This is a genomic window from Nocardia sp. NBC_00403, assembly GCF_036046055.1.
Lineage (GTDB): Bacteria > Actinomycetota > Actinomycetes > Mycobacteriales > Mycobacteriaceae > Nocardia.
This window is the reverse complement of sequence record NZ_CP107939.1, coordinates 5,079,316-5,097,620: the sequence shown is the minus strand read 5'-3', so window position 1 is coordinate 5,097,620 and position 18,305 is coordinate 5,079,316. Positions and strand designations below refer to the sequence as shown.

The following is an 18,305-nucleotide window of genomic DNA, read 5'->3' as shown; positions in this document are numbered from 1 at the left end:
CAATCCCGACGGGCCGGCCGCCCTAGCGATCAGGCAGCGGCAATCCGCAATTGGGTGTCGAGTCAAGTGCGTTGAGGTGTCCGAGTAAGCGCCTCGAGATGTCGGGCCGAGGCGGATGGTCACGAGTCGAACGGGGTCGCCATCCAGGCCCGATGGACCTCACGATCTTCATGGATAAGTCGCAGAGCGGCGCCCTATCAATTCCGCAAATTCAGACATTATTTCACCGCGCGGATCATGGGTCCGAGGGTATGCGCATACCAATCAGTCGGCTTATACTGGGCGCGGTCGGGTCTGGAGGCAAGTGATGACCGTTCTGCGACCGCAGTTCCCACCCGACGCCGGATCGGGCGGGGATACCGGGCCAAACGTGTCGGTCACTCAGCCAGTGCCGCTGTCTGCGGGGCAGCGGGGGCTGTGGCTGGCGCAGCAGTTGAGCCCGGACGTGCCGATATGTGAGGCGCAGTATCTCGAGTTCCATGGGGATCTGGATCTGGAGGTATTGCGTGAGACGTCGATTCGAGTCGGCCTCGAATTCCAATCGGGGTATCTGCGGCTGGTCGAGGTCGACGGTGAGCCGTATCAGTTGTTCGACCCGTTGCTTGAATCGACGGGGCCGGTCATCGATATGCGTGGTGAACCGGACCCCATGGCCGCAGCCTTGCAGTGGATGCGCCGGGAGTACACCGCACCTCTGGAGATGACCCGCGACCGGTTGGTCGCATGGGTGGTTGTGCAGGTCGGAGATCGACATTTCCTGTGGTACTGCAGGATTCACCACGTCGCATTGGACGGCTACGCCGCGATGATGGTGATGAACCGGGTCGCGGCGCTGTACACGGCGGCGGTGCAGGGCCAGACAGCAGAGCCGAACCGAGCGGCGGACCTGCGCACCCTCTACGAGGCCGACTGCAGTTACCGAGAGTCGAAGCGGTTCACCAGCGACCAAGCCTATTGGGTGGACAGACTCGCCGATGTCGAGGACGAGTCCAGCCTCGCCACCGGGTACGCACCCGCGCGCGCCGACAGTGTGGTCGCGAAAGGCGAACTCCCCACGGGGACGGTAGGGCGGATTGATCATTCCGCGAAAGCGTTGGAGGCGACCCCGGCCGCGGTGGTGATCGCCGCATTCGGAAGTTATCTGGCCCGTATGACGGGGCGAGACGAGGTCCTGGTCAATATTCCCGTGTCGGGTCGCACGACCGCGGTGCTGCGGCGGTCGGGGGGAGTCTTCGTCAACGTCGTGCCGCTTCCGATCGTGCTCGGCACTGAGGATACGGTCGCGATGCTGGTGCGGCGGGTGCAGTCCGACCTGATAGGAGCGTTGCGGCACCAGCGGTGCGGCCTCACCGACATTCGCGCCGCCGCGGGATACAGCGGGCAGCGGCGTTTCGCGGGTCCGATGGTGAATGTCATGTATTTCCCCCAGCAGATCCGTTTTGGATCGGTGACCGGGGAGTTCCATCTCCTGAGCTCGGGGCCCGTCGAGGATTTGTTGGTCGACCTATATCAGACCGGAGACCCGCCGCGAACGATTCTCCACTTCTTGGCCAATCCCAACCTCTATACCGGCCCCGAATTGTCGGCGCATTGCACCGGATTTTTGGAGTTCCTCGACGCGTTCGCAGCCGCCACGCCTGGCACTGATCTCGGGCAGGTCCACCCCAGCAGCGCCCGCCACGGCGCTCGGATCCGGCGCCGCCGCCAGAACCTGGCGTTCTGGCGCGCCACGCTCGCGAACCTTCCCGGGGAGCTTTGTCTGCCAATCGACAGGCCGCGGCCGGTGGCGAAATCGACTCGGGTTGCCACTGCGAGTTATTCATTGCGTGCCGGGCTGGTTGGATCGTTGAAAGTGATTGGGCAGCAACATAATTCATCACTGTTCATGGTGATTCACGGCGCGTTGGCGGTTCTGCTTGCCCGGTTGAGTGGTAGCACCGACATTCCGATCGGCACACCGATCCCCGGGCGTGGCGCAGCCGCGCTCGACGACGTGATCGGCATGTTCGTCAACACTCTGGTGTTGCGGACCGACATCGATCTCGATGAATCGTTCACCGATCTGCTAGGCCGGATCAGGCAGGTCGACCTGGACGCTTTCGAGCATGCCGATGTTCCGTTCGAGCAGTTGGTGGATCAGCTCGTTGTGCAGCGATCCCAGTCCCGGTACCCGCTGTTCCAGGTGCTTTTGGCATTCCAGAATCTGGAACGAGTTGAGCTCGAGCTGCCTGGTCTCGCGGCGTCGGTGGTCGACCTGCCTACCGAGGTGTCTCGTTTCGACCTGCACTTCGTGCTGTCGGACGACCGTGACAGCGGCGACATGACGGCATCGGTCACCTATGCCACGGATTTGTTCGACGCGTCGACCATCGATTCTCTTGTGCATCGGTGGATCCGGGTACTGGAGTCGGTTGCCACCGATCCCATGGTTGCGGTCGGGACGATCGAGGTGCTCGAGCCTGCCGAACGAGCCGATCTGTTGACACGCTCCGGTGCACCGACCGTGGTGCCCACCACCCTGGCCGACCTGCTGACCACGGCGGCCGTGCAGGATCCCGATGCCACGGCGATCGTGTTCGACGGGCAGCAGCTGAGCTACCGAGAGTTGGACGAGCGTTCGAACCGATTAGCGCGGGTCCTCATCCAACGGGGTATCGGCCCGGAAGACATCGTCGCGATCAGTATGCCGCGCTCTATGGATTCGGTCCTCGCGGTATGGGCGATCACCAAATCGGGAGCTGCTTTCCTGCCGATCGACCCGACCTACCCCACCGAACGCATCACCTACATGATGACCGATTCGAAAGCGGCCATCGGTCTGACCATGACATCAGTACGCGCACGACTCCCCGACAACATCGACTGGCTGATACCGGACAACCTCGACAAGGACTTCGGTGCCCAGCCGATCTCCGATCCCGAACGCACAACCCCGCTACGACCGCAGCATCCAGCGTATCTGATCTATACCTCGGGCTCGACCGGTGTGCCGAAGGGCGTGATCGTGACGCATGCCGGGTTGGCCGTGCTCAGTTCCGAACAGCGGGAACGCTATGCGGTGACTGCGGTTTCGCGGACCCTGCATTTCGCGTCGCCGAGCTTTGATGCATCGGTCTGGGAGTTGCTGCTTGCGGCGGGTGCCGGCGCCACGATGGTGATCGTCGTGCCCGGCATCTACGGTGGCGCAGAGCTGGCTGAGCTACTGCGCCGCGAGCGGGTGACCCACGCCGTGATCACGCCGGCGGCGTTGACTTCGGTGGATCCGGACGGGCTCGACAACCTGCGAGTCGTCGTTGCTGCCGGTGATGCTTGCCCGCCGGAACTGGTGCGGCGCTGGACGGCCGACGGTCGTGAGTTCTTCAATGCTTACGGTCCGACCGAGGCCACGATCATGACGAACCATGGCACTCCGTTGGTGGCGGGTGCGTTGGTTACGATCGGCGGTCCGATTCGCGGTGTCTCGGAGTGGGTGTTGGATCAGCGGCTGCAACCCGTACCAGTCGGTGTAGCGGGTGAGTTGTATATCGCGGGTGCTGCGCTGGCCCGCGGATATCATCGTCGGGCAGGTGTGACGGCCGAGCGTTTCGTAGCCTGTCCCTGGAGACCCGGTGAGCGTATGTATCGTACGGGGGATGTGGTTCGGTGGACGGCCGACGGAGCGGTCCAGCATCTCGGCCGTTCCGACTTCCAGGTGAAAATTCGGGGCCTACGCATCGAACTCGGTGAGATCGATGCGACACTCGCCGCCCACGAGACCGTCGGTTTCGCCACCACCATCGGCCACCGCAACGATTCCGGGGCCGAGTCGCTGGTTTCGTATGTCGTTGCCACGCCGGATCACTCGATCGATACCGCAACCCTGACCAAATACCTCACCGACCGGTTACCGTCCTACATGGTCCCGCCCTCGATCATGGTGCTGGACCACATTCCATTGACACCGGTGGGCAAACTCGACCGCAAGGCACTACCGAAGCCGGTACACACCGACAAAAAGGCGTTCCGAGCGCCTGAGACGCTGATAGAACACACGATCGCTCGAGTGTTCACCGATGTACTTGGTATCGACACAATCGGTCTCGACGACTCGTTCTTCGACATGGGCGGAGACAGTTTGGTCGCGACCCGGGTTGCGATGCGACTCGGGGCCGCGCTGGAAACCGAGGTTCCGGTGCGGCTGTTGTTCGAGGCATCCACGGTAGCGGCGCTCGCAACCCATATCGAGCGGCATGCCGGCACGGGGCGACAACGCCCACCACTGATCGCCTGGCCGCGCCCCGAGCTCGTGCCGTTGGCACCGGCCCAACAACGGATGTGGTTCTTCAACCAGTACGACACCAGTTCGGGGGCATACAATGTGCCGATCGCCATTCGGCTGCGTGGCGAGTTGAGCGTCGACGCCCTGCGATCGGCCGTGGTTGACGTGCTACGCAGACACGAGTCTTTGCGGACACGATACCCGGACCACGACGGAACGCTGATCCAGCTGATCGAACCCGCCGACGAGGTCGACTTCGAGCTCGGCCTGGTATCGGTTCCGCCGAGCCAACTGGACGCAGCGGTAACCGAATTCGTCACCGAAGGTTTCGATGTGAGCACCCGGGCACCAGTGCGTGCCCGATTGTTCCGCACGGCCGGTGGCGAGGAGCCCGAATACGTGTTGACCGTTGTGGTGCACCACATCGCCGCGGACGGTTTCTCCATGACACCGCTGGCCCGCGACGTGACGACTGCGTACACCGCACGGATCCGCGGAGAACGCCCTTCGTGGACACCGCTGCCTGTCCAGTACGCGGACTACGCACTGTGGCAACGAGCCGCCCTCGGCTCGCCCGACGATCCGGAATCGCTTTGCGCCCAGCAGATCCGGTACTGGACCGAAACTCTGGGCGGAGTGGCCGAGGAGCTTCGTCTGCCGACTGACAGGTCGCGGCCGGTGGTGGCGTCGAATCGGGGGGCCACCATCGACTACACGCTGGACGCGAAGTTGATGCAGTCGCTGGAAAGGTTCGCGCGGCAACAGAATTCGTCACTGTTCATGGTGGTCCACAGCACGCTCGCGGTCCTGCTCGCCCGACTGAGTGGCACCACAGACATTCCGATCGGCACACCGATCGCCGGGCGCGGCGCAGCAGAACTCGACGACGTGGTCGGCATGTTCGTCAACACACTGGTATTGAGAACCGACATCGATCTCGCCGAATCATTCACCGACCTCCTCAGCCGCACCAGACAGGTCGATCTGGATGCCTTCGACCACGCCGACATTCCATTCGAACAACTCGTCGACCAACTCGCCCCGCAACGGTCCCAATCCCGACACCCGCTCTTCCAGGTGATGCTGGCATTCCAAAATCTGGAACAAGTGAAACTCGAACTGCCCGGCCTCGATATATCGATAGTCGACCTGTCCAGTGAGGTGTCCCGCTTCGATCTGCAGGTCGTATTGTCCGACACCCATGACAGCGGCGAGATCGCAGTAGCGGTCACCTATGCCACGGATCTGTTCGACGCACCAACTATTGATTCTCTGGTACATCGCTGGATCCGGATACTCGAGTCGGTCGCCACCGATCCCATGACTCCGGTCGGGATGATCGAGGTACTCGAGCCCGCCGAACGAGCTGATCTACTGGCGCGTTCTGGTGCGCCCGCGGCGGCGCCCACCACTTTGGCCGACCTGTTGACCGCGGCAGCTGCTCGAGACCCCGAGGCCACCGCGATCGTGTTCGAGGGGCGGCGACTGAGCTACCGGGAGTTGGACGAACGTTCCAACCGGATGGCCCGACTACTCATCCAACGCGGAATCGGCCCGGAAGATATTGTCGCGATAGGTATTCCACGCTCGCCGGAGTCGGTACTCGCGGTATGGGCGATCGCCAAGTCGGGAGCAGCGTTCCTACCGATCGACCCGACCTATCCCCTCGAGCGCATCACCCACATGCTGACCGATTCGACAGCGGCCATCGGATTGACCGTGGCATCGGTGCGCGCCCGGTTACCCGACGATGTCGACTGGTTGACAGCCGACAACCCCGACAATGCCATCAGTGCCCAGCCGATCTCCGACTGTGACCGCGTACGCCCGCTGCGAGTCGATGACATCGCCTACGTCATCTACACCTCCGGATCAACCGGACTACCCAAAGGCGTCGCGGTCACCCACCGCGGACTCCGCAACTGCGCCACCGAGCACCACGATGCCATGAACATCGAATCGCGTTCTCGTATTCTGCATTTGGCTTCACCCAGCTTCGACGTATCGGTACTGGAATTGTTGCTGACGTTGCGCGCAGGCGCGACCATGGTCATCGCACCCAGCGACATCTACGGCGGCGACGAACTCGCCGAACTACTCGACCGCGAGCACGTCAGCCACGGCCTCATCACACCGTCCGCATTGTCCACCATCGACCACACCCGTTGGCCACTGCCAGAGTGGGAACACCTAGCAGTCGGTGGTGAGCAGTACGGCACCGAGTTGGTCGAGCGCTGGAGCGGTGGGCGCGACATGGTGAACGATTATGGTCCGACCGAGGCGACGACCACGACAAACCAGAGCGCTCAGTTGGTGGCGGGTGAGTCGGTCACGATCGGTGGCCCGATTCGTGGTGTCTCGGAATGGATACTGGACCAACGACTACAACCCGTACCAGCCGGTGTAGCAGGCGAACTGTACATCGCGGGCACACTCCTGGCCCGCGGATACCACCACCGAGCAGCCCTGACAGCCGAACGCTTCACAGCCTGCCCCTGGATACCCGGCGAACGCATGTACCGCACCGGAGACATAGTCCGGTGGACAACCAACGGATCGATCCAACACCTCGGCCGATCCGATTTCCAGGTAAAAATCCGCGGACTACGCATCGAACTAGGCGAGATCGACACAACACTCACCACCCACGAAAGCGTCGGCTTCGCCACCACCATCGGCCACCACAACGAATCCGGCACCGAGTCACTGGTCTCGTATGTCCTTGCCGCACAAGGGCACTCGATCGACATCACCACCCTCACCGAACACCTCACCAGCCGGCTACCGTCCTACATGGTCCCATCCACCATCATGGTGCTCGACCACATCCCGCTGACACCGGTCGGCAAACTGGACCGCAAAGCACTACCAGATCCCGTATTCACCGACACCACACCGTTCCGAGCACCCCGAACACCCCTCGAACACACGATCGCCGAATCGTTCACCGGTGCATTAGGTATCGACACGGTCGGTCTCGACGATTCGTTCTTCGCCCTCGGCGGCGACAGCATCATGTCGATCCAGCTGGTCACTCGAGCCAGGGCGGCGGGTGTGGTGTTCTCCGCGCGCGACGTGTTCGAGCGCAAAACGGTCGCCGGGCTGGCCCAGATCGCCGTCCGCGACAACAGCGCGGCGGCCTGCCTTCCGAAGGAACTACCTGGCGGGGGTGTGGGGCCGATGCCGGCCACACCGAGCATGCAATGGCTGATCGAACGCGCGGAGTCGGGGTTCGACCGCTTCTCGCAGGCAGTGGTGCTGGGTCTGCCGGCGGGGATCGACCTGCAGAGGATGACGGGCACGGTGCAGGCGGTGCTCGATCGGCACGACATGCTGCGCGCGCGGCTGCGCCCGGGCGCCGAAGGGAGCTGGACGTGGGAGGTGCTGCCCGTCGGGATGGTTCGAGCCGACGACATCGTCCACCGGGTGGCCACGGACGGAAAGCTGGGAAGTGTCGAGTTCCGTGCGTCGGCGGCGGCAGAGTTGGATGTCGGCGCGGACCGGCTCGATCCAGGCGCTGGGATCGTGATGCAGGTGGTGTGGTTCGATCCGGTGGACGCAGCGGAGCCGGGCAAGGCGCTGGTGCTGGTGCATCGTTCGGTGATCGACAGTGTTTCCTGGCGGGTGCTGATCGCGGATCTCGCGGTCGCGTGGGCGCGGATAGCATCCGGCGAGCTACCCGAACTGGCCCCGGTCGGGACGTCGATGCGCAGGTGGGCGCACGGGCTGGCCGAGGCAGCCCTACAGCCGCAGCGGGCCGCCGAACTCGAACTGTGGCAAGCGATGTCCGTCGGCGACGATCCGATGATCGGATCCCGGCCACTCGACCCCGCGATCGACGTGGCTGCCACCGTTCGCTCGGTCGAGGTCGACTTGTCCCCCGAGCTGACCGAGGCGCTGTTGACCGACGTGCCCGCGGCATTCCACGGCAGCGTGCGTGACGGGTTGCTGGCCGCGCTTGCGGTGGCGGTGACGAAGTGGCGGCGCGAGCATGAGACGGAAGCCTCCGGTCGCCCGCTAGTGGACGTCGTGATCGGTCTCGAAGAGCCCGGCCGCGTGGAAGGCGCCGTCCCGGGTTCGAATCTGAGCCGGACGGTCGGCTGGTTCTCCACGAGGTTTCCGATGCGCCTGGATCTGTCGGGCATCGATCTCGATGACGCGTGCGCCGGCGGGCCGGCTATGGGGGCAGCGGTCAAGTCCGTCAAGGAGCAACTCCTCGCTGTCCCGGACCACGGAATCGGCTACGGCTTGTTGCGGTATCTCAACCCGGACACCCGACCGATACTCGAGGCGCTGCCGACGCCGCAGATCGAGTTCAACTACGTCTCCACGAGGATTCCCGAAGGAATGCAGTCGGCCGGATGGATGCCGGTGGACAACGATGGCAACCTCGCGAGTGCCGAGCTCGCCGGTGCGCAGAATCCGGAACTGCCGGTGTCGGCGGCGCTCGACATCAATGCCTTCACCCTCGACGATGAGGGCCGGCCGCGGTTGCGGGCAATCTGGTCGTATCCCGACAGGGTGCTCACTGTCGACGAGGTGCGTGAGGTGGCGGAGTCGTGGTGCCAGGTATTGACCGCGTTGGCAACACATATCCACGGCGCCGGGGCCGGACGGACGCCGTCGGATCTGGGTCTGATCAGGCTCGGGCAGTCCGAGATCGAGCGACTCGAAGACAGCTACCCGGCGTTGAGCGATGTCTGGCCACTGACTCCGTTGCAGGAGGGGTTGCTGTTCCATGCGCTGGTGTCCGAGGAGTCGACGGACGCCTACTTGGTGCAGTTGGTCCTCGAGTTGCGTGGGCAGGTCGATCCGGAGCGGCTGCGCCGGACCGGACAACTGCTGCTCGACCGGCACGCGAATCTGCGCACCGCATTCGTCACCGACACCGCTGCCGGACCGGTGCAAGTCGTCAATGAAGATGTCGAGGCTCCATGGTCGGAGCTCGACCTGTCCGGGTTTGATGACCATGCGCGGAATCGCGAGTGGGATCGCCTGATCGCCGCGGACCGGGTGACCCGGTTCGACCCGGCTCGTGCGCCGCTGCTCCGCTGGATGCTGGTCACCACGGGGCCGGAGCACTACCGGCTCGTGCTGACCAATCATCACCTGCTGCTCGACGGCTGGTCGACGCCGCTGCTCCTGAAAGAGTTTCTGATCCTCTACGCCACCGACGGCGACGCCTCGATACTGCCGCGTACACGGCCCTACCGGGACTTCCTGGCATGGATCGTAGGGCGGGACCCGGCTGCGTCACTCGAAGCTTGGGCCCGCGCGTTCGACGGCGCCGACGGGCCGACCCTGGTGGCTCCGGCCGATCCCGGCCGCCCGTACACCGAATCACGGGATGTGCTCGGCGAACTGACCGAGGAACAGACCGCGGCGCTGACCGGCCTAGCGCGGGCCCGTGGAATCACCCTCAACACCGTGATCCAAATGGCATGGGCGATCGTGTTGGGCACATTGACGTCCCGGGAGGACGTGACATTCGGCGCTACAGTGTCCGGACGGCCCCCGCAGATCTCGGGCATCGAATCGATGATCGGGCTGTTCATCAACACACTGCCGGTCCGCGTCCGTCTCGACCCCGCCGAGAGCTTGGGGCAGCTGCTCGACCGGATCCAGGCCGAGCAGGCCGCGCTGCTCGATCACCACTACGTGGGCCTGACCGACATCGAGCGGGTGGCCGGGCCAGGGACGGTATTCGACACGATCACGGTGTTCGAGTCCTTTCCGATCGATCGTGGTGGGCTGACCGCCGATACCGACATCGGCGGCATGCGGCTGCTCGACGTGACCGGCACCGACGCCGCGCACTATCCGCTGGGAGTGGTTGCGCGTGTCGACACGCGGCTGCACCTCAAAATCAAGTACCTGCCCGAACTCTTCGACCAGGACACGATGGATGCAACCCTGCAGCGTGTCCTGCGCGTGATCAGCGTCGTTGCGGCCGACCCGGATCTGCCGCTGGCCCGGCTGGATCTGCTCTCCCCGGCCGAGCACCGGGAGTTGACGCCGGTGTCGGGTGACCCGGCTGTGCCGGAGCAGGTGTTGCCGAAGGTGCTGGCGGCCGCGGCGGAGCGCGATCCGAGGGCGGTCGCGGTGGTGTGCGGGGAACGGCGGTGGACGTACGGCGAGCTGGATGCGGAGTCGAATCGGTTGGCACGGTTGCTGATCGGTCGGGGTGTGGGGCCGGAGGCGAGTGTTGCGGTCGGGTTGCCGCGGTCGGTCGATTCGGTGCTAGCGCTGTGGGCGGTGGCTAAGTCGGGGGCAGCGTTCGTGCCGGTGGACCCGCAGTACCCGACCAGCCGGGTCGAGCACATGCTCTCCGATTCGGGTGTGGCGGTGGGAATCACACTGTCGGAGTGGTGTGATCGGCTCCCTGCGGCGGTGCCGTGGTTGGTCCTCGACGAGTCGGCGGTCGAGGCGGAGGTTGCGGGGTTGCCGGCGTTGCCGGTGACCGATGCGGAGCGAACATCGCCGGTGCGGGTCGACAATGCGGCGTACGTGATCTACACATCCGGCTCGACAGGTATGCCGAAGGGTGTGGTGGTGTCGCATCGAGGGCTGGCGAACCTGGTGGCCGAACAGGGTTCGCGGTTCGACATCGGACCGACCGCGCGGGTGCTGCATTTCGCGTCTCCAAGTTTCGATGCGGCGATGCTGGAACACCTGTGGGCGTTCGCAACGGGTGGGCGGCTGGTGATTGCGCCCCCGACCATCTACGGCGGGGGCGAGCTGGCGCAGATCCTGTTGCGCACAAAGGTGACCCATGCCGCGCTGACGCCCGCCGCTTTGGGGACGGTCGATCCGGACGGGCTCGAGGACCTCCGGACCGTCGTGATCGGTGGCGAGGCGCCCTCACCCAAGTTGGTGTCACGGTGGGCACCGGGCCGGAGATTCTTCAACACCTACGGTCCGGCGGAGGCCACGATCATGACCGATGTCGGTGCGCCGATGGTGGCAGGTGAGGCGGTGACGATCGGCGGACCGATCCACGGGGTCGGTCAGGTCGTGCTCGACGCGTGGTTGCGACCAGTGCCGGTCGGGGTCGTCGGGGAGTTGTATCTGGCGGGCCCGGGTCTGGCTCGCGGTTACCGCAACGGGATAGGTCTGACGGCGTCGCGGTTCGTCGCCGATCCGTTCGCAGGCCCGGGGCAGCGCATGTATCGGACCGGCGACCTGATGCGGTGGCTGCGGCTACCTGAGGGAAGTCTGGCGCTCGATTATGTGGGCCGGTCGGACTTCCAGGTCAAGGTGCGTGGTTTCCGCGTCGAGCTCGGCGAGGTCGAATCGGCTCTGCGAGCCTGCCCGGTTGTGGCCAGTGCGGTAGCGACTGTGCACCGGGACCCTGCCATCGGCGACCGGTTGATCGGGTATGTGGTGCTTGAGCCCGGCACCGACCTCGACGCGGCCGCCGTCCTCGCGTTCGTCGGGGAGCGATTGGCCTCGCACATGGTGCCCGCGACTGTCGTGGTGCTCGACGCGCTACCGATGACGGCGAACGGCAAGCTCGACCGCACCGCTCTGCCCGCGCCGGACTTCACCACGCGCCGCGGCGAATTCCGGGCACCGGCTACCGAGGTGGAAACGGCTCTCGCGAGCCTGTTCGCCGAGGTATTGGGTATCGATACGGTCGGTCTCGATGATTCGTTTTTCGCCCTGGGCGGCGACAGCATCATGTCGATCCAATTGGTGACTCGGGCCAGGGCGGCGGGTGTGGTGTTCTCCACGCGCGAGGTGTTCGAACGTAAAACAGTGGCCGGGCTGGCCGAGATCGCCGTTCTCGACGACAGCACCGCGGCGACCTCCCTTCCGACGGAACTGCCCGGCGGCGGCGTAGGGCCGATACCGGTGACACCGATCATGTGTTGGATGTTCGAGCGCGGCGGCTTCGACCGTTTCTGTCAGTGGGTGATGCTCACTCTGCCGACCGGCATCGACGCCACCGGAATCGATGCCACCGTCCAGGCAGTAATCGATCAGCACGACATGCTGCGATCTCGACTACGCCCGGAACCCGCGCACACGTCGGGCTGGGCGCTGCGGGTACAACCGACAGCGATGCCCACTGCCGGATTGATCCGGCGCGTGCCGGTGGATGCGGCACCCGGCAGCAGCGTCTTCGCCACGCTCGCCGACGCTGAGGCGAATGCCGCGGCCGAACGCCTCGACCCCGCAGCCGGGGTCATGCTCCAGCTGGTCTGGTTCGATTGGGCCGGACAGCCGGGACGGCTGCTCGTCGTCGCACATCACCTGGTCATCGACGGCGTATCGTGGCGGATCCTCGTTCCCGATTTCGCTGCGGCATGGGCTCAGCTCAGCGTCGGGCAACAGCCGCGGCTCGCGCCTGTCGGCACCTCGATGCGACGCTGGGCGCATGCTCTGAACGCCGCCGCCGAAAGTCGCGATGAACTCGACTGGTGGCGGTCCACGCTCGGCGTTGCCGATCCGCCGATCGGTACCCGCCCGATCGACCCGGTCGTGGACGTGCAAGCCACCGTCGCCACTGTCGAGGTGGCGCTACCTACCGAGGTGACCCGCGCCGTACTCACTACCCTGCCCCGAGCCTTCCACAGCAACGTGCACGACGCCCTCATCGCCGGGCTCGCGCTGGCGCTGACTCGATGGCAGTGCCGCCACGGCAACACCGTCACCGAGGCGCTGCTCACCTTGGAAAGCCACGGCCGCCACGACACGGTTCTTCCCGGTGCCGACCTCACCCGCACCGTCGGATGGTTCACGACCACCTACCCGGTGCGACTCGACCTGTCCGATATCGACATCGACGATGCGTTCGCCGCAGGGGCTGCCGCCGCGGCTGTCCTCAAGTCGGTCAAGGAACAACTCCGACAGGTCCCCAACCACGGGATCGGCTATGGGCTACTGCGCTACCTCAACGCCGATACCGCCCGCATCCTGCGTGAACTGCCCACCCCCCAGCTGAGCTTCAACTATCTCGGTCGGTTCGACACCACTCCCGCGACGTTGCGCGATGTCGCGTGGATGCCCGTCGGCGACGACACTGTGGGCGGCGGCGTCCAGAATCCCGACGCACCCGTCGCAGCCCTGCTCGGCATCAACGCGGTCACCATGGACACATCGGACGGGCCTACCCTTACCGCCGCCTGGGAGTATCCGACCGGTCTACTCTCCTACACCGAGGTCGCCGACCTCGCGGGACTGTGGCGCGACGCGGTGACCGCTCTGGCCGCCCACGCGTCCGGGCCCGGCGCCGGCGGGCTGACCCCTTCCGACGTCGACCTCGTCGACCTCGACCAAGACACAATCGACCGGCTCGAAATCAAACGTTCGACACTGGACGACATATGGCCGCTCACGCCGCTGCAGACGGGGTTGCTATTCCACGCCCAGCTCGCCGACGGGGCCCTCGACGCCTACATCGTGCAACTCTGTTTGGAACTCGGCGGGCACGTCGACGCGGACCGGCTACGCCGCGCGGCGCAGACTCTCATCGGACGGCACCCGAACCTGCGGACCGCGTTTGTGCGCGCCGGCGCCGGTGAAGCGGTCCAGGTGGTGCACCAGCACGTCGACGTGCCCTTCACCCAGATCGACTTGGCCGAGCGCGATGACACCGAGGCTGCGCTCGAAGAGCTCATGGACACCGACCGCCGCACCTGCTTCGATGTGACCACGGCGCCACTGCTGCGACTGACACTGATCAGCACCGCACCCCAGCAGTACCAACTGCTGGTGAGCATGCATCACATCCTGATAGACGGCTGGTCCACGCCACTGCTGATCCGGGAACTGCTGACCCTCTACGCCACCGACAGCGATGCCACGGTGCTGCCCCTCGTGCGTCCCTACCGCGACTACCTGAGGTGGCTGAACTCCCAGGACCAGGATGCGGCGGAAGCCGCGTGGGCGCAGACACTCGAGGGCATAACCGAGCCGACTCTGCTGGTGCCCGCGGACCGCGGCCGTCGGCCCACCATCGCCGCACGCGAAATCCGGGTGCAGCTGAGCGAACAGCGCACCGCGGCCCTGGTCGCGGTGGCCCAGCAACAAGAGGCCACGCTCAACACCCTCATCGAAGCCGCCTGGGCGATCGTGCTCGCCACTTCCACCGCCCGCGAGGACGTGGTCTTCGGCACCACCGTCTCCGGGCGCCCCCCGCAAATCCCCGGCGTCGAATCGATGATCGGGCTGTTCGTCAACACCGTGCCCGTGCGGGTCCGGCTCGACCACCGCGAAACCCTGGCCCAACTACTACGGCGAATCCAAACCGAACAAGCCTTGCTGCTCGACCATCACCACCTCGGGCTCGCGCAGATCCAACGCGTGGCCGGGCCCGGCTCGATGTTCGACACCGTGACCGTCCTCGAGTCCTACCCGGTCGATAGGGCCGGGCTGTCCGACGACACCGACATCGCAGGAATGCGTGTCCTCGACGTGCACGGACACGACGCCGCGCACTATCCGCTGGGGCTGGTGGTCCACCACGACACCCAACTGCATCTGACCTTCAAATACCTGCCAGAACTGTTCACACAACACCAGATCGACGCCATCGCCGATCGAATGGTGCGCGTGCTCGACACCATCGCCGAACACATCGACCTCCCGCTGACCCAAGTTCAGCTGCTATCGCCGGTCGAGCGAGCCACGCTGGTACCTGTTCGCGGTCGGCCCGAGGCGGTGATGTCGGTGTTGCCGCAGGTGTTGACGGCCGCGATGACGCCGGACACAGAAGCGGTGGTATGCAACGGCGTAAGGCTGTCCTACCGCGAACTCGATGAAACGTCGAACCGGTGGGCGCGGGTACTGATCGAGACAGGGATAGGTCCGGAATCGTTCGTGGCCATAGCATTACCGCGCTCCATCGACGCCGTGACAGCCGTGTGGGCGGTCGCCAAATCCGGCGGTGCGTTCGTCCAGATCGACCCCACCCATCCCCCCGCCCGGACCACCAGCATGGTCACCGATTCCGGTGCCGCCGTCGGGCTGACACTCGGGATCTACCGAGACCAGCTACCGGACACCACGAGCTGGCTCGCCCTCGATGACCCCTCCTTCGCCGCGACGGCAGCGTCGGTCTCCCCCAATGCGATCACCGACCCCGACCGCACCGCCACGCTACGGCCACAACACCCGGCCTATCTGATCTACACCTCGGGCTCCACCGGGACCCCTAAAGGGGTCGTGGTCACCCACAGCGGTATTGCGAACCTGGCCGCGGACACTCGAGAGCGGCTCGGCCTCACCCCGACCGCTCGAGTGCTGGCCGCCGCCTCCGTGAGCTTCGACGTCTCGATCCTCGAATGGCTCAGTGCCGCAGCCGCCGGCGCCACACTGGTCCTCGCCCCTGCACCAGTAGTCGGCGGCACCGAACTAGCCGAGTCGATCAAGGCCGAACACGTCACCCATGCCGCGTTCACCCCAACGGTGCTCGCCTCGCTGCCCCCCGACGAACTCGACACCCTCGACACGGTGATGCTCGGCGGCGAGATATGTCCACCAGGTCTGGCAAAACAATGGACACCGGACCGCACGGTAATCAACTCCTACGGGGCTACCGAAACCACAATCACTAGCTGCGCCGACGCTCCTATGAGCACAACCGCAGACAGCCCGATGACAATCGGCGGCCCGACCCGGGGATTCACCGTTGTCGTACTCGACCGCAGACTGCGCCCCGTCCCACCCGGAGTAGTCGGCGAACTGTACGTTTCCGGGCCAGGCCTCGCCCGCGGCTACCACAAGCAGCCCACAACCACGGCAGCCCGATTCGTCCCCGACCCGTACGGGCCGACCGGGACACGGATGTACCGCACCGGCGACCTGGTCACCTGGACCGCCGACCGAACACTGCAATACAAAGGCCGCAGCGACCTGCAAATCAAAATTCACGGCCATCGCATCGAACGCGGCGACATCGAAGCCGCGCTACGCAGCCACCCCGATATCACCTACGCCGCCGTGGCAGTCCACACCCGACCCGACGGCGCCGACCAACTCACCGCCTACGTCGTCCCTACCCCCCACACCACACCCGACACCATCGCACTGACCACCTACCTCGTGACCCGACTACCCACCCATATGATCCCCACCGCCATCCTCACCCTCGACCGAATCCCCCTCACACCCACCGGCAAACTCGACTACAAAGCCCTGCCTGCACCCGAGCGGCGACCTGCCCGGTTCAGGTCGCCGTCCACCCCACTCGAGGCGACCGTCTGCGACGCCTTCACCCAGACTCTCGACATCGAACGTGTTGGCGTCGACGATGGCTTCTTCACCCTCGGCGGCAACTCGCTGGCCGCCACCCAACTGGTGGCGCGGCTGGCGGAGTCGACCGGTGCCGACGTGCCGGTGCAGTGGGTCTTCACCGACCCCACACCGCAATCGCTGGCGCGGCGCATCGACACCCGCCTACGCGGCCTCGACGAACAGGATCTCGGCGACGCGCTCTCTGTCGTGCTCCCGCTGCGTGCCGCCGGTACCGACCCGCCACTGTTCTGCGTCCACCCGGCTATCGGATTGGCCTGGGGTTTCAGCGGACTCGTGCAGCACCTCGACCCCGACCGTCCGGTCCAAGGCCTGCAGTCCCCCACACTCACCGACCCCACCGCACAATTCGACACGCTCGACCAACTCGCCGCCCGCTACGTACGGGAGATCCGATCTGTCCAGCCGCACGGCCCTTACCACTTGCTCGGCTACTCGCTCGGCGGCACTATCGCCCACGCGATCGCCGTCCAGCTCCGCCGCGACGGCGACCCCGTCGCGACCCTGGCAATGATGGATACCCGCGTCATCACCGCCCGTAACATCAGCACTCCCACACCCACCATCGTGGACCTGCTTACCGAGTTCGGCGGTCTCGCCGTTTCCCAGCTCCCTGCCGACCTCACCATCGAGGCCGCGGCCGAGTTGCTGCACCGGCAAGGCGGACTCTTCACCGCCCTCACCCCCGAGCATCTCGTGATCCTGCACCGCGACTACACCCGGCTCATCGACCTCACCCGCGACTACCGGCCGGCACCCTTCGACGGTGACCTGATCTACTTCAGCTCCGCCACCGACCCCAGAGACGACGATCCCTCTCCGGCTCTCGCATGGCACGACCACATCGCCGGCCGCATCACCGAACACCGCATTCCCGCCCGGCACGAACGGATGACCGACCCGGACGCACTCCGCGCCATCGGACTGGTCCTCGCCGAGCATTTCCGGTCCACCGATACTTCCTCGCCGGAGGCCCCCACCCACGCAAGGACAAGCCGATCGTGAACACCTACCGACTCATCGGGACGCGCACCGGCGTCGAACCGTCCAACCTATTCGCTCTGGACCCGGCAACTGGTGCGACCGAGCACCCCAACGCTGCCGAACTCCGCCGGTGGACCCGCGAATACTTGTGCCAACCCCACCCGGCCCTCGGCCGACCCGGCCCCGTCTGCCCCTACACCGGCCACGCCATGGAACGCCGATATCTGTGGGTCGTGTTCATCGATGGTCGCTACATCGACATCGAGCGCCTAACCGCCATTGTCGACGACCTATACGAGCTGTTTCCCGCCCTGCCACCCCGGGACGAACCCGATTCCAAATTCAAGGCCGTCCTTGCAGTATTTCCCGATATCACCGAATACGCCGATATCGAAACTGTTCAACAGGACCAGAAAACCCGGTTCGTCGAGAAAGGGCTGATGATCGGCCAATTCTATCCGGGCTGCACCTTCCCCGGACTACACAATCCGGCATTCCCGGCACTCGACGCCCCCCTGCCTATCCTCGCTGTACGCCATATGGCTCCCACCGACTTCCCATTCCTCAACACTCGCCACGAATGGATCGACACCTACCTCAGACTTTTCGCCCCCGACCTCCCCGAGTTCATCACCTCCACGATTTCCCACAAACTCGTCCAAACACCCGACGCCGGGGAAGGAACTCCGTGAGGTCGGCTGCGTCGATAGCAACCGAGCCGTTGGGTCGCTGGCGTCGGAGATGACTCTTCGGGCTCTACCGCGACGGTTCCTTCCCGCCGTCCATCGTGCTCGATCAGCGGTCG

The 18,305-nt window shown here is 65.2% G+C and carries 2 protein-coding genes; both read left to right on the top strand.

Features of this window, described 5'->3' with window-relative positions; genetic code table 11:
* The first annotated feature begins 307 nt into the window (after nt 1-307).
* Entirely contained in the window at nt 308-17,521 is a 17,214-nt protein-coding gene (locus OHQ90_RS22540; protein ID WP_328400536.1) for a non-ribosomal peptide synthetase, read from the top strand.
* Entirely contained in the window at nt 17,518-18,192 is a 675-nt protein-coding gene (locus OHQ90_RS22535) for a DUF6875 domain-containing protein (RefSeq protein WP_328400534.1), read from the top strand. Before OHQ90_RS22540 ends, OHQ90_RS22535 begins: the two co-directional genes overlap by 4 nt.
* Nucleotides 18,193-18,305: the final 113 nt, after the last annotated feature.